The organism is Actinoallomurus vinaceus (assembly GCF_039542055.1).
Classification (GTDB): Bacteria; Actinomycetota; Actinomycetes; order Streptosporangiales; family Streptosporangiaceae; genus Actinoallomurus; species Actinoallomurus vinaceus.
The window spans coordinates 702,844-715,792 of sequence record NZ_BAABHK010000002.1 but is presented as its reverse complement, the minus strand read 5'-3'; the positions used below and the strand labels follow the sequence as shown (position 1 = coordinate 715,792).

The following is a 12,949-nucleotide window of genomic DNA, read 5'->3' as shown; positions in this document are numbered from 1 at the left end:
CGCCCCGCCCCGGACCGGCCGAGGTCATGACGGCGCCACGTCCTCGGCGCCGTCGCCGGGCCGGGGCATGGCCATCGCGTTCGGGAAGGGCAGGGCGCCGGCCTCGACGATCCGCCGCGCGAGCGGGCGAAGGCGGTCGGCCAGCCGGGCCGCGCCGTCCCGGCCGAGGGCGTCCAGCGGCGGGCGGGCGAGCCGGTCGGTGACGTCCTCGATCGCCCGCCGGTCCGCACGGCCCTCGGCGGTGAGAGCGCCGTCCGCGTCGAGGAGGCCCCGGTCCCGCAGCCGGTCGGCGGCGGCCGTCCACTCCTGTTCGGTCCAGCCCCGGTAGCCGCGCTGCTCGGGCGGGGCGAGGCCGAGTGCGCAGGCGACGACGTTCGCCTCGCAGCCGTCGAGCCCGGCGGCGAGCAGGGTGGCGACGTGCCCGTCCCCGCGGAACTCCCGGAGCGCGGTGACGGCGTGCCACAACGCCAGGTGCGGCTCGGCGGGCCTGGGCAGGGCGGCGTGCGCCGCGAACAGGACGCGGCCCGTGGCCGGCGCCGCCTCCACCGCCCGTCCCGCCAGGTCCGCGGCCTCCGCGACGCCGGCCGAGTCCACCAGGTCGCCGAGCAGGCGGCGCAGGGACCGGCCGGCGACGGCCGTCCGGGCGGCGAGGACGGTCTCGGGTGAGGAGTAGCGCCAGGCGTCCGGGATCGCACGGGCGACCATGCGCGGCGCGAAGTTGTAGAACGCGGCCGTGACGACCTCGGGAGCGGGCGCGCCCAGGGCCGCCGACCGGGAGGCGAAGTAGCCCATCCAGAAGCCCTTGAGGCCCGCGTCGGCGTACGCCGCCTTGGCCTCCGGCGCGAAGTAGACGAACGCGTGACAACACTCGATCAGCCGCCAGGTCTCGTCCATCGGACCTCCTCGTCGCCGCCGGGCCGGCCCATCGTCGCATGGGGGCGACGCGCCGATCTCCCGGGGCGTTGATCTCCGGAGCACCGGGCCCGTGGAGAGGGGCGAGGCCTCCGGTAGGGTGGAACCGCCGTCGACCTCGTACGGGAGAGACCTCGCACAGCGTGGTGCGGGGCGCCGAAGGAGCAACCCTCCCCGGAACCTCTCAGGCAAAAGGACCGTACGAGGAAGGCACCTCTGGAAAGCAGGGCCGGCGATCCAGCCGGGTCTCACCGAAGGTGCAAGCCGCGCCCCCGGCGCGGTGAAGCTCTCAGGTTCACTGACAGAGGGGGAGACCGGCCACCGGCCTGCCCGGTGGTGGCTGCGCATCCATCGCACCAGGAGGCTCCCCAATGACCGAGGTCCCCTTCGCCGATCGGCATATCGGGCCGTCGCGCGGCGACCGCGCCGAGATGGCCAAGGCCACCGGCTTTCCGAGTGTCCAGGCCCTCGTCGACGCCGCCGTGCCCACGGTGATCCGCACCGACCGTCCGCTGGACCTGCCTCCGGCGCTGACCGAGGTGCAGGCGCTGGCGCGCCTCCGTGAGCTGGCCTCGGAGAACCAGGTCCTCACCTCGATGATCGGCCTGGGCTACCACGGCACGGTCACGCCCGGGGTGATCCTCCGGAACGTCCTGGAGAACCCGGGCTGGTACACCGCCTACACGCCGTACCAGCCGGAGATCTCCCAGGGCCGCCTCGAGGCGCTGCTGAACTTCCAGACCGTCGTGAGCGACCTGACGGGGCTGCCGGTCTCGAACGCCTCCCTGCTCGACGAGGGCACTGCGGCGGCCGAGGCGATGACCCTCGCGCACCGGGCTGCAAAGGCCGGGGACACCTTCCTGATCGACGCCGACGCGCTGCCGCAGACGATCGAGGTGATCCGCACACGGGCGCTGCCGCTCGGCATCGAGGTCGTCGTCGCCGACCTGTCCGGAGGGCTGCCCGAGGGCGAGTTCTTCGGCGTCCTGCTGCAGTACCCCGGCGCGAGCGGTGTCGTGCGCGACCTGTCGGCCGTGACGGAGGCCGCGCACGAGCGCGGCGCGCAGGTCGTCGTCTCCGCCGACCTGCTGGCCCTGACGCTGCTCACGCCGCCGGGGGAGTTCGGCGCGGACATCGCGGTCGGGACGTCGCAGCGGTTCGGCGTGCCGTACGGCTTCGGCGGCCCGCACGCCGGCTACATGGCCGTGCGCGAGGGCCTGCAGCGGCAGCTGCCCGGCCGCCTCGTCGGCGTGTCCGTCGACGTGGACGGCGACCCGGCCTACCGCCTGGCGCTGCAGACCCGTGAGCAGCACATCCGCCGCGAGAAGGCCACGAGCAACATCTGCACCGCCCAGGTGCTGCTGGCCGTGATGGCGAGCATGTACGCCGTCTACCACGGCCCGGAGGGACTGCGGGGCATCGCCGAGCGGGTCCACGAGCAGGCCGTGCGCCTCGCGGGCGGCCTCGCCGCGCTGGGCGCCGAGATCGCCCATGAGACGTTCTTCGACACCGTGCTCGCCCGCGTTCCGGGCCGCGCCGAGGAGGTCGTACGGCGGGCGCGCGAGGGCGGGATCAACCTGCGCCTGGTGGACGCCGACCACGTGGGGATCGCCTGCGACGAGACGACGACGGACGAGCACGTCACCGCGGTGTGGCGGGCGTTCGGCCTGGCCGGCAACGAGGCCCTGTCCGTGATCGCGGGGGCCGCGCTGCCCGAGACGGTCCGCCGGGAGAGCGAGTACCTGACGCACCCGGTCTTCCATGCGCACCGCTCGGAGACGGCGATGCTGCGGTACCTGCGTCGCCTGCAGGACAAGGACATCACGCTGGACCGCTCGATGATCCCGCTGGGCTCCTGCACGATGAAGCTCAACGCGACCACCGAGATGGAGCCGATCACCTGGCCGGAGTTCGCGCAGATCCACCCGTTCGCGCCGCTGGAGCAGGCCCGCGGCTACGTCCGGCTGATCGAGGAGCTGGAGACCTGGCTCGCGGAGATCACCGGGTACGCCAAGGTCTCGGTGCAGCCGAACGCCGGCTCCCAGGGCGAGCTGGCCGGCCTGCTCGCCGTGCACGGCTACCACGCCGCCCGCGGCGAGGGCCACCGGAACGTCTGCCTCATCCCGTCCTCGGCGCACGGCACCAACGCCGCCAGCGCGGTCATGGCCGGGATGCGCGTGGTCGTCGTCAAGAGCACCGACCACGGCGACATCGACCTCGACGACCTGCACGCCAAGATCGACAAGCACCGCGACCAGCTCGCCGCGATCATGGTCACGTACCCCTCGACGCACGGCATCTACGAGGAGACCATCACCGAGGTCTGCAAGAGCGTGCACGACGCGGGCGGGCAGGTGTACGTCGACGGCGCCAACCTCAACGCCCTGGTCGGCCTGGCCCGGCTCGGGGAGTTCGGCGCGGACGTCTCGCACCTGAACCTGCACAAGACCTTCTGCATCCCGCACGGCGGCGGTGGTCCCGGCGTCGGCCCGGTGGGGGTGCGCGAGCACCTGGTGCCGTTCCTGCCCAACCACCCGCTGCGCCCGGAGGCGGGCCCGGAGACGGGCAGCGGCCCGATCTCCGCCGCGCCGTGGGGCTCGGCGGGCATCCTGCCGATCTCCTGGACCTACATCGCGATGATGGGCGCCGACGGGCTGCGCGCGGCGACGGAGACGGCGGTGCTGGCCGCCAACTACGTCGCCAAGCGCCTGTCCGACCACTACCCGGTGCTCTACACCGGCCGGGGCGGCCTGGTCGCGCACGAGTGCATCATCGACCTTCGCCGGATCGCCAAGGACACGAAGATCACGGCGGAGGACGTCGCCAAGCGGCTCATCGACTACGGCCTGCACGCGCCGACCCTGGCCTTCCCGGTCGCGGGCACGCTGATGATCGAGCCCACGGAGAGCGAGGACCTGGCCGAGCTCGACCGCTTCTGCGACGCGATGATCCAGATCCGCCAAGAGATCGAGCGGGTGGTGGCAGGGGAGTACGACGCCGACGACAACCCGCTGAAGAACGCCCCGCACACCGCCGCGTCGCTGCTCACGGCGGACTGGAAGCACTCCTACAGCAGGGAGGACGCGGCGTACCCGCTGCCCGCCCTGCGGGAGAACAAGTACTGGCCGCCGGTGCGCCGCATCGACCAGGCGTACGGCGACCGCAACCTGGTGTGCTCCTGCCCGCCGCCGGAGGCCTTCGAGTCCTGAGGCCGGGCCGCCGAACGACGGCGGGACCGCGGGTTCGCCCCGCGGTCCCGCCGTTTTCACCGTGCCGTCAGATGACCTTCTTCGTGGTGCACCAGTGGTCCTTCTTCTTCGGGATGTCGAAGATGAACTTGACGTGGTAGTAGCCGAACGACCGGCCGTACTGCTGCGAGTGGAACCGGTGGACCTTGTTGTCGGACCAGGCCTTCCCGGTCGAGTACTTCTCGTCGTCGGGGAGCCCGCCCTCGTCTCGGACCTGGATGTCGTTGGCCGTGCGCTTCCCGTAGCCCTTGAGCTTGATCCGGTAGTCGACCTGGTAGATCCCCCAGCTGGCCTTGTAGACGTAGAGGGTTCCCTTGTCGCCCTGTTTGCTCGTGCAACTGACGGTGACGGGCTTGACCTTGGCCGCGGCTTCGGCGGTCCCGCCCAGGCTCGCCGTGGCCAGGCCGATGACGGCCGCCGTGGCGACGAGCGCGGTCTTGCGAAGGGTGAGGCGCACTGCGTTGCTCCTTGATCTCGTTGCTTCGAGCAAAGATCAACTCTGCTGAGCCGGGCGTGCCCGGGACAAGGGCCTCCGGTCCCCATCGCCGCCCCTCGCCATAGGGCCGAGGACCCGGTGCGTACGGCACGCCCAGGCGGCGGCCGTGCCACGAGGTCGTGTGTTCGGCCGGCGCGCCGGGCGGCCTCGGCCGCGGCGCCGCGCCGTTCCCGCAGCCGGCCGGACAACTCGTCGAGCGTCGTGCCGTCCTACACGGCGGTCTCCTGGCGGTCGTCATCACGGTTCGGGCGGGCGATGAGTTTTTCGGCTCGCCGTGGTCTAACGTGAGTGACCTGCGAACCCGCAGGTCAACGTGGATATGTCGGGTATCGGACCGCATTCTGGGCGACGCCAGGGCGCTCGGGGTGCGGAGAGGAGTGAGTATGAGCGGCGTACGCGTACTCGTCGGCACGCGCAAGGGCGCGTTCATCCTGACCTCGGACGGCCGGCGGGAGGACTGGGAGATCAGCGGCCCGCACTTCGGCGGCTGGGAGATCTACCACCTCACCGGTTCTCCGGCAGACCCGTCACGGCTGTACGCCTCGCAGTCCACCGGGTGGTTCGGGCAGCTGATCCAGCGGTCCGACGACGGCGGCCGGACCTGGGAGCCGGTGGGCAACAAGTTCGAGTACGACGGCGTCCCCGGCACCCACCAGTGGTACGACGGCACACCGCACCCCTGGGAGTTCGCGCGGGTCTGGCACCTGGAGCCGTCGCCGGCCGACCCGGACACGGTCTACGCCGGAGTCGAGGACGCGGCGCTGTTCCGGTCGACGGACGGCGGTCAGACCTGGCAGGAGCTGCCGGGGCTGCGCGAGCACGGCACGGGACCGTCCTGGCAGCCGGGCGCGGGCGGGATGTGCCTGCACACCATCATCCTCGACCCGGCCGACGCGCGGCGGATGTTCGTGGCGATCTCGGCCGCGGGCGCGTTCCGCACCGATGACGGCGGCGAGACCTGGCGGCCGATCAACCGCGGCCTGCGCTCCGAGGGCATCCCGGACCCCGACGCCGAGGTCGGCCACTGCGTCCACCGTCTCGCGATGCACCCGTCGCGGCCGGAGACCCTCTACATGCAGAAGCACTGGGACGTCATGCGGACCGACGACGCCGGCGACTCGTGGCGCGAGGTCAGCGGCGACCTGCCGACCGACTTCGGCTTCCCCATCGGGGTGCACGCCCACGAGCCGGACACGGTCTACGTCGTCCCGATCAAGAGCGACTCCGAGCACTACCCGCCGGAGGGACGGCTGCGCGTCTACCGCAGCCGTACGGGCGGGAACGACTGGGAGCCGCTCACGAAGGGGCTCCCGCAGCGCGACTGCTACGTCAACGTGCTGCGGGACGCGATGGCCGTCGACGCACTCGACTCCTGCGGCGTCTACTTCGGCACGACCGGCGGGCAGGTGTACGTCTCGGCCGACGCCGGGGACACGTGGGCGCCCATCGTCCGGGACCTTCCGGCCGTCCTGTCCGTCGAAGTCCAGACCCTGCCATGATCCGCGTCGTGCTGCCGGCGCACCTGAAGGTCCTGGCCCAGGTGCACGGCGAGGTGGAGCTCGACGTGCCCGCGCCGGCCACGCCGGGCTCCGTCCTCGACGCGCTGGAGTCCCGCTACCCGGTGCTGCGCGGCACGATCCGCGACCACGCCTCGCAGCGGCGCCGGGCCTTCGTCCGGTTCTTCGCCTGCGAACAGGACCTGTCCCACGAGCCACCCGACACGCCACTGCCCGAGCCGGTCGCGACCGGAGCCGAGCCGTTCATGATCGTCGGTGCCATGGCGGGCGGCTGAAAGCCGGGCGTCACCATGCCCGCGAGCACGTAGAGCGTGGCGGGCGGCTGACGGCCGGGCGTCACCCCATGCCCGCGAGCTTGTAGAGCACCAGGGACCCGGCGACAGCGACGTTCAGGCTCGCGCCGGTCCCGATCATCGGGATCTCGACCACCTCGTCCAGCAGATCGAGGGCCTCGGGCGGGATCCCGCTCTGCTCGTGGCCCAGCACGAGCACCGTACGGCCGGGCGCCATCGGCAGGTCGGCCAGCCGTACGGCGCCCTCGGCCAGCTCGACCCCGAGGATCCGGGTGCCCTCGGCGCGTCGCTCGGCCAGCCAGCGGCACGGGTCGTTCACCCAGTGCACACAGCTCTCGCTCCGCAGCGTGTTGCCGCGGCGGAGCGCCTCGGGCACCCAGGGCAATCGCGGCACGGCCAGGCACGCCCCGACGGCGTCGCAGGTGCGCAGCAGCGTGCCGAGATTCGCGCCGTGCAGCGGCCACAGCGGCGCCGCGATCAGGTGGTCCCAGCAGCGGTGGGCGCGCCGCCGGCGCGCGGCGCGCAGGTCACGACGGGAGCGGACCCGGATCGCCCGGCCTGCGGGCGCCTCCTGGCTCACCTCGTACGGGCGGGAACGCCCTTCGGGAGAATCGTCATGTGCGGCGCCCTTCGCGGCGGACGCGAGCCATCGACGTGCCCGGCGATCGACCGGGCGTTGAGGCCGATCGTACTCCGGCCGGTGCCCGCTCACCATCAGGCGTGGGGCCGGGTGTTGTTCAGCGGCGCCCCCGCCGACCTCCTCTGTACGACCGATTCGGTGACCGCGCACCACCTGCGCCGAGCCGTCGGCCGCGGAGAGGGGTGAAGAGGCCGGGCGCCCTCCGCCGGTGCGGCGGAGGGCGCCCGGTCACGGGGGTCAGGCACCGGCGAGGACGAGCAGCGTCGATTCGGCCGTCTCGTCGACCAGGGCGCCGCGGATCTCCTCGGGCCGGTAGTGCCGCAGCGGCACCGCGAACACCGCCGTGGCGCGGCGGCCCTCGTACTCCGCCGTGTAGCAGAGCACCCGGACGTCCTCCTCGTCCCAGGTCTCCTTCAGCCCCGACCGGAGCAGGCCGCTGACGCGGCGGTACGCCGGGCTGTGGTGGAGCTGCTGGAGACTGGACTCCAGGGGCATCTCGAACGACCGGTCCGCGAGCGGATGCCGCAGCCGTACCCGCAGCCGCCGTAGCGGCAGCAACCACAGCCGGTCCGCCTCCGGCGACAGTGCGACCAGCATGACCACCTCGCCGAGGAGCGTCGCTCCGGCGGCCCACGGGCGGGCGGCCAGGCCGCCGGCCCACCACCGGTCCGCCTGCGTGCCGAGCAGCGCTGCGACCAGCAGTACCCCGGCGCGGCCGAAACCGCGTCCGGTCACCGGCGTACGGCGCGTGCTCATGCAGCCGCAGGAGGAGTCGGGCGCGGCGATCCGCGCGTAGGCCAGGTACCCGAGGAAGCCGGTGGCGAGCACGGCGGCCGCCACCGCCTCGCCGGCGTACACGGGCGGCAGGAGCAGCACCGCGGCCAGCGCCAGTTCGAGCGCACCGGTCAGCCGGTAGGCGAGCAGCGCGCGGCCCGCGCCGACCAGCGACGGCAGCGCCGACCGCTCGGCGGAGCGACGGGCCGATCCGCCGGCGAACTTGATCGCGCCGGACCACAGCAGGGTGCCACCGACGAACAGCGGCTGAACCGACGCCGGCCACTCGATCATCTGTGTCTCCCTCCCCGGCTATACGCCGGCGTAGACGGTCGCGATGTCCACCTCGTTGGTGTCGGGCCGCCAGGCGCCGATCACCTTGACGTGCTTGCCGACCTGCAGGCGGGTGAGGTCGGCGACGGCCGGGGCGTGGTTGTAGACCGCGGCGGTCGTGCCACTGATCACATGTCCGACGACCCTCTTGCCGGCGTGGTCGAGGTGCAGCCGCTTGCTCTCGATGGACGCGATCGACGCGTCCAGGTTCACGATGTTCACCCAGATCGCGTCGGCGGCGAGCGAGCCGTCGGGCAGGCGTACGCCGCGGGCGTAGAACCCGTCACCCACCTTGATCTGATCGAACGTCGTCGGGCGGAGCTTCCAGATGCTGGTGCCGTCGGTGACATGGATGCGGTGCAGGGTCCGGTCGGAGCCGGACGCCTTGATCAGGGATCCGCTGATCGCGGTGATCCGGCCTTCGGCGAAGTTCGGGTCGAGGGCACCGGGGTCGAGGTCGATCCGGGGAGGGGCGGCGAAGGCGGCCTCGGGGGCGAGCGATCCGAGCGCGGTGGCGCCGGCGACGGCGGAACCGCCCAGGACCGCGGAGGTCAGGAATCGGCGGCGGTCTGGCTGGGGCATGGCGGGGCCTCCGGTCAGCTGTCGATTCGGGCGGCGGAAAGACCGCTGGACAGGTCGAGGATGGCGCTGTACGCCGAGGGGGTCAGGTCGATGAGGCGGTTCGTGTAACACGTCGAACCGCAGCAGGACCGCTCGCCGCAGAAGGCGTTGGTGTCCGGCCCGCAGTCGGCGATCGAGACGCTCACGCACTTGCCGCTGCAGGCGCTGGTCACGTAGAAGACGTGGCCACAGGTGCGCCGGGACAGGCCCTCACCGCACTGGTCCGGCCGGGTGATGTTGAAGCAGGCGTCGGACGTGTTGGGCCACGCGCACTGGTGGGAGCCGGAGTTGCAGGTGCCGCAGGCGCCGTGGCCGGCGCTGCCGCACGGGCCCCAGGAGCTACCACAGCAGAACCAGGACATCTCGCCAAAGGCGGGAGAGCTGCTGTTGGAACAGCCCATGACAGTCTCCGTTCGGTGGATTCGAGGTGACAGGCCTGCCCGGGGTGCCTCCGATGGTGAGGAAGGAAACTTACGGAGTCAACGGACGGATAAAAAGAAAGTTTCTACAAACGGCAGCGTGCGTTATTAGCAGATCCCCGTGCCTTCGCTCGTCAGAGCGGCTGGCTAATCCGTGCCGTATGTCCAAATCGCTGGGAGATGTCCAGATCAGGCCACTGTCGCGGGAGAGTCGCTGAGCGCATGTCCTGTGTGCGAATTGCGACGAACCGCTTGCGGAGAGTCATCGCTCTCGCGACGATGGTGCTGCGGAATCCCCCCAAGGAGGCACGATGGCGATCAAAGACAGCCCGACGTTCCGGCGGCGCCGCGTGGCGCTGGAGCTGCGCAGGCTCCGGGAAGGAGCCGACCTCACGCTCGAGCAGGCGTCGGCGCACCTGGAGTGCTCACCCACCAAACTCAGCCGCATGGAGACGGCGCGGACACCACTGCATCCGCGCGACGTCCGCGACCTGCTCGACCTGTACGGCGTCACGGACGAGAAGGTCCGCGAAACGCTCACCGGCCTCGCCCGCGACTCGCGGAAGAAGGGCTGGTGGCAGGGGTACGACGACGTGCTCCCCGCCAAGTTCTCGATCTTCCTTGGGCTGGAGACGGCCGCCTCGTCGATCGAGGCGTACCGCTCCCAGCTCCTCTACGGCCTCTTCCAGACCCCCGACTACGCCCGCGCCCTGATGAGCGTCGACGTCCTCCGCCTCAAACCGGAGGAGGTCGACCGCCGCGTCGAGCTGCGCATGGCCCGGCAGGAGCTCCTCACCAAGGAGGACCCGCTGCGCGTCTGGGCCATCCTCGACGAGTCGGTCCTCCACCGCATCGTCGGCGGCCGGGAGGTCATGCGCGCCCAGCTCCAGCACCTGCTCCGGCTGTCCGAACTCCCCAACGTCGTCATTCAGGTCCTCCCGTACGAGGCGGGCCCGGTGCTTGCGACGCCGGAGTCGTTCAACTACCTCCGGTTCCCCGATTCGAACGACTCGCCGATCGTCTACATGGAGTACTCCACGGGCGCGCTCTATCTGGAACGCGAGGAGGAAATCCAGGAATATAGGAACATGATCGATCACCTGATCGCGAACGGCGTGGGCATCGACAAATCGCTCGCGATGATCGCGGCGGTGATGAAAGAGCTGTAGCCGACCGACGGAAGAGGGCGTGTCGTGGCAGCATCGGAGCTGGCAGGAGCCGACTGGCGCAAGAGCAGCCGCAGTAATCCGCAAGGCGGCGACTGCGTCGAGGTCGCGGCGGTGCCCTGGCGCAAGAGCGCGCGCAGCAATGCCGAGGGCGGCTCCTGCGTCGAGGTGGCGGTGGTCGTCCGCTGACGGGCCGTCCGCTCGTACGACGCCGGGCCCGTTGAGGTTGAGATAGGCGTCGCTCGCCCGCCTCGTGCAGCAGGTAGTCGCCGACCAGGCCGATCGGCCGGACACCGGTGGCGATGTCCGGCGGTCCAGTGGTAGATGTCCTCGCTGACGACCAGACGGCGAACGCGGCGGCGCGCCATCGCACGAGACCACCGACGCCGCGGGCCGCGTTCCGGATAGGGGGCGATGGATGACGGCGTCCATGCATCGGACAACGAGCCGCCGGGCACTCGACGATGTGGACTCGACGTTCCGCGCGCTCGTGGACGACGATGTCGTACCGGGGCTCGCGTACGGGGTGGTGGACCGCGCGGGATCGGTGCACGCTGCCGGTCACGGCGTCGTCCGCCTGGGCGGGGCCGCCCCGGACGCGGCGACGGCCTTCCGTATCGCGTCGATGACCAAGAGCTTCACCGCAGCCTCGGTCATGATCCTGGCTGATCGGGGAGCGGTGAACCTCGCCGACCCGGTCGGCCGGTACGTCCCCGAGTTCGGGGCGGTGCGGCTCCCGACGAGCGACTCTCCGCAGGTCACGGTGGGCATGCTGCTGTCCATGTCGGGTGGTCTGCCCACCGATGACCCGTGGGCCGATCGCCAGGAGTCGATGACCAGAGAGGACTTCGGCCGCCTGCTGACCGGCGGCGTCCGCTTCGTCGGCGTTCCGGGAACCGGCTTCGAGTACTCCAACCTGGGATACGCGGTCCTCGGTTGCGTGGTCGAGGCCGCCTCCGGGATGCCCTATCGCGAGTTCGTGGACCGGCACCTGATCCGCCCGCTCGGGATGACGGCGACCGGGTTCGACACCTCGGTCGCGGCGCCCGGTGGCGTCGCGACGGGCCACTTCCGGTTCGAGGAGAGCTGGCGGGCGGTGCCGTTCTCCGGCCCAGGAGTGTTCTCGGCCATGGGCGGCCTGTTCAGCACGATCGAGGACCTCACCCGGTGGGTGCGCTGGCTCGCCGACGCCTTCCCGGCGCGCGACGGCACGGACGCCGGCCCGCTGCGCCGGGCGTCCCGCCGCGCCATGCAGCAGGCGCACCAGGCCGTCGCACCCCCACGCACCGCGAACGCGGGCGACGGATTTGGGCCCGTCACCGTGGGCTACGGCCATGGCTTGATGATCCAGCACGACCCGACGTACGGTCCGGTCGTCGCGCACAACGGCGGCTACCCCGGCTTCGGATCGCACATGCGCTGGCATCCCAGTACGGGCCTGGGGGTCATCGTGCTGACCAACGCCAGGTACGTCACGGGCGCCGCACAGGCGACGGCCGCCCTACGCACTCTCCTGGCAGACCGGGCCGACCCGTCGGCTCACGCGGTGCTCTGGCCGGAGACCGTCCGGGCACGGGCCGCCGTCGAACGGCTACTGCGAGAGTGGGATACCACCGTGGTCGATCAGTGGTTCGCCGACAACCTCGAAATGGACCTGGACCTGACGCACCGCCGGGCGCAGCTCAAGATCCTGATCGACGAGGTGGGGCCGCTGCTCGAACCGGCCGCACCGGAAGAGGTGATCCGCTCGGACTCACCCGCCCATGTCGTGTGGCCGGTTCACGGCGCACGCGGGGATATCCGCTGCGAGATCCGCCTCAACCCCCAGGATCCACCGAGGATCCAGACGCTCAAGCTGACGCGCGACGCCTCCTGACTCTGAGATAGGTCGCTTGTTCAAAAATAAGCAATCCGTGCTCGTGGTCGAGTCGCGCCACCACATCCGAGCTCCGGGCGGGCCGAAATGTCCCCCGTAAATTGCGGGAAATGGCGGACACCTAGACACGGCTCTACAGGCCAATGGGGTAGCAGCGACGAAACGCCAACCTGGCTCAGTGTAGCCATTCAGATACCCAGCGTGATAATTGTGGGATCGCACAGTTCCGAGACACCAGAAAGAGGATCCCGTGATCACGCGTGTTCCGCTGGCCGGCCTGGCCATGGCCGCCGCAATGGTGGGTGCCGGCGTCAGCCCGGCCGTCGCCACTGCGGCTCAACCACCCCTCCCCGGCTACCGCTGCCACCTGCTACACCCCCACGGAGACGGCGCCTGGATGGGGCAACACAACTGCTTCCCGTTCCATGGAGCCCCGCATCGTGGCCCGATCGTCGGCGCCTTCACCATCACCGGCCATCACGAGGGGGCCGAGAAGACCGTGACCTGCAGAGCACACGAAGGGCAGCACTCCGGCTTCGCCGAGATCCCGGTCTGGGTCCGCGGCTTCCACTGCGAATAGCCGCCACGCCGCCGACCGGCACGCACCTCGGCGCCCGCCACCCCCAGAACGCAGGGTGGCGGGCGCTTCCGCGA

The 12,949-nt window shown here is 71.2% G+C and carries 13 protein-coding genes and 2 riboswitches; of the genes, 7 read left to right on the top strand and 6 right to left on the bottom strand.

Annotated features, from left to right (window positions below; all coding sequences use genetic code 11):
* Window positions 1-24 precede the first annotated feature (24 nt).
* Window positions 25-894 carry an SCO6745 family protein gene (locus ABEA24_RS09100; RefSeq protein ID WP_345430237.1) on the bottom strand — a complete coding sequence of 290 codons (870 nt, stop codon included), beginning with the start codon at window positions 892-894 and terminating at the stop codon, window positions 25-27.
* A gap of 131 nt (window positions 895-1,025) precedes the next feature.
* Window positions 1,026-1,122: riboswitch (glycine riboswitch) on the top strand.
* A gap of 1 nt (window position 1,123) precedes the next feature.
* Window positions 1,124-1,224: riboswitch (glycine riboswitch) on the top strand.
* 59 nt (window positions 1,225-1,283) lie between these two features.
* On the opposite strand from ABEA24_RS09100, the gene gcvP reads away from it, so the two are divergent.
* Window positions 1,284-4,121 (top strand): aminomethyl-transferring glycine dehydrogenase, encoded by a 2,838-nt coding sequence (gcvP, locus tag ABEA24_RS09095; RefSeq protein ID WP_345430236.1) that lies wholly within the window; start codon window positions 1,284-1,286, stop codon window positions 4,119-4,121.
* 67 nt (window positions 4,122-4,188) lie between these two features.
* On the opposite strand, the gene ABEA24_RS09090 is transcribed toward gcvP, so the two are convergent.
* The gene (locus tag ABEA24_RS09090; protein WP_345430235.1) at window positions 4,189-4,617 is read right to left on the bottom strand and encodes a hypothetical protein; all 429 of its coding nucleotides are present in this window, start codon (window positions 4,615-4,617) and stop codon (window positions 4,189-4,191) included.
* A 422-nt stretch (window positions 4,618-5,039) separates the two neighbouring features.
* On the opposite strand from ABEA24_RS09090, the gene ABEA24_RS09085 reads away from it, so the two are divergent.
* Window positions 5,040-6,155, top strand: a complete 1,116-nt coding sequence (locus ABEA24_RS09085; RefSeq protein ID WP_345430234.1) for a WD40/YVTN/BNR-like repeat-containing protein — start codon at window positions 5,040-5,042, stop codon at window positions 6,153-6,155.
* 8 nt (window positions 6,156-6,163) lie between these two features.
* Window positions 6,164-6,448 (top strand): MoaD/ThiS family protein, encoded by a 285-nt coding sequence (locus tag ABEA24_RS09080; protein WP_345430233.1) that lies wholly within the window; start codon window positions 6,164-6,166, stop codon window positions 6,446-6,448.
* A 61-nt stretch (window positions 6,449-6,509) separates the two neighbouring features.
* On the opposite strand, the gene ABEA24_RS09075 is transcribed toward ABEA24_RS09080, so the two are convergent.
* From ABEA24_RS09075 to ABEA24_RS09060, 4 genes are all read right to left on the bottom strand, one after another.
* Entirely contained in the window at window positions 6,510-7,046 is a 537-nt protein-coding gene (locus ABEA24_RS09075; protein ID WP_345430232.1) for a TrmH family RNA methyltransferase, read from the bottom strand.
* 297 nt (window positions 7,047-7,343) lie between these two features.
* Window positions 7,344-8,174, bottom strand: a complete 831-nt coding sequence (locus tag ABEA24_RS09070; protein ID WP_345430231.1) for a MauE/DoxX family redox-associated membrane protein — start codon at window positions 8,172-8,174, stop codon at window positions 7,344-7,346.
* A gap of 18 nt (window positions 8,175-8,192) precedes the next feature.
* The gene (locus tag ABEA24_RS09065) at window positions 8,193-8,795 is read right to left on the bottom strand and encodes a cell wall protein (protein WP_345430230.1); all 603 of its coding nucleotides are present in this window, start codon (window positions 8,793-8,795) and stop codon (window positions 8,193-8,195) included.
* A gap of 14 nt (window positions 8,796-8,809) precedes the next feature.
* Window positions 8,810-9,235 (bottom strand): RlpA-like double-psi beta-barrel domain-containing protein, encoded by a 426-nt coding sequence (locus ABEA24_RS09060; protein ID WP_345430229.1) that lies wholly within the window; start codon window positions 9,233-9,235, stop codon window positions 8,810-8,812.
* A gap of 329 nt (window positions 9,236-9,564) precedes the next feature.
* Between ABEA24_RS09060 and ABEA24_RS09055 the strand changes: the two genes are divergently transcribed.
* The 4 genes from ABEA24_RS09055 to ABEA24_RS09040 all read left to right on the top strand — a co-directional run bounded on the left by ABEA24_RS09055 (window position 9,565) and on the right by ABEA24_RS09040 (window position 12,875).
* Window positions 9,565-10,422: a helix-turn-helix domain-containing protein gene (locus ABEA24_RS09055; protein WP_345430228.1), complete on the top strand. Its 858-nt coding sequence runs from the start codon at window positions 9,565-9,567 to the stop codon at window positions 10,420-10,422.
* A 24-nt stretch (window positions 10,423-10,446) separates the two neighbouring features.
* The gene (locus ABEA24_RS09050) at window positions 10,447-10,608 is read left to right on the top strand and encodes a DUF397 domain-containing protein (RefSeq protein WP_345430227.1); all 162 of its coding nucleotides are present in this window, start codon (window positions 10,447-10,449) and stop codon (window positions 10,606-10,608) included.
* Between the two features lie 241 nt (window positions 10,609-10,849).
* Window positions 10,850-12,295, top strand: a complete 1,446-nt coding sequence (locus ABEA24_RS09045) for a serine hydrolase domain-containing protein (RefSeq protein WP_345430226.1) — start codon at window positions 10,850-10,852, stop codon at window positions 12,293-12,295.
* Window positions 12,296-12,545: 250 nt separating this feature from the next.
* The gene (locus ABEA24_RS09040; protein WP_345430225.1) at window positions 12,546-12,875 is read left to right on the top strand and encodes a hypothetical protein; all 330 of its coding nucleotides are present in this window, start codon (window positions 12,546-12,548) and stop codon (window positions 12,873-12,875) included.
* The last annotated feature ends 74 nt before the right edge of the window (window positions 12,876-12,949 follow it).

What these genes read in the sequence shown, in the direction of transcription:
- ABEA24_RS09060 (WP_345430229.1), bottom strand. Translation starts at nt 9,235, where the DNA reads ATGGGCTGTTCCAACAGCAGCTCTCCCGCCTTTGGCGAGATGTCCTGG.
- ABEA24_RS09045 (WP_345430226.1), top strand. Translation starts at nt 10,850, where the DNA reads ATGCATCGGACAACGAGCCGCCGGGCACTCGACGATGTGGACTCGACG.
- ABEA24_RS09055 (WP_345430228.1), top strand. Translation starts at nt 9,565, where the DNA reads ATGGCGATCAAAGACAGCCCGACGTTCCGGCGGCGCCGCGTGGCGCTG.
- ABEA24_RS09085 (WP_345430234.1), top strand. Translation starts at nt 5,040, where the DNA reads ATGAGCGGCGTACGCGTACTCGTCGGCACGCGCAAGGGCGCGTTCATC.
- ABEA24_RS09100 (WP_345430237.1), bottom strand. Translation starts at nt 894, where the DNA reads ATGGACGAGACCTGGCGGCTGATCGAGTGTTGTCACGCGTTCGTCTAC.
- gcvP (WP_345430236.1), top strand. Translation starts at nt 1,284, where the DNA reads ATGACCGAGGTCCCCTTCGCCGATCGGCATATCGGGCCGTCGCGCGGC.
- ABEA24_RS09065 (WP_345430230.1), bottom strand. Translation starts at nt 8,795, where the DNA reads ATGCCCCAGCCAGACCGCCGCCGATTCCTGACCTCCGCGGTCCTGGGC.
- ABEA24_RS09070 (WP_345430231.1), bottom strand. Translation starts at nt 8,174, where the DNA reads ATGATCGAGTGGCCGGCGTCGGTTCAGCCGCTGTTCGTCGGTGGCACC.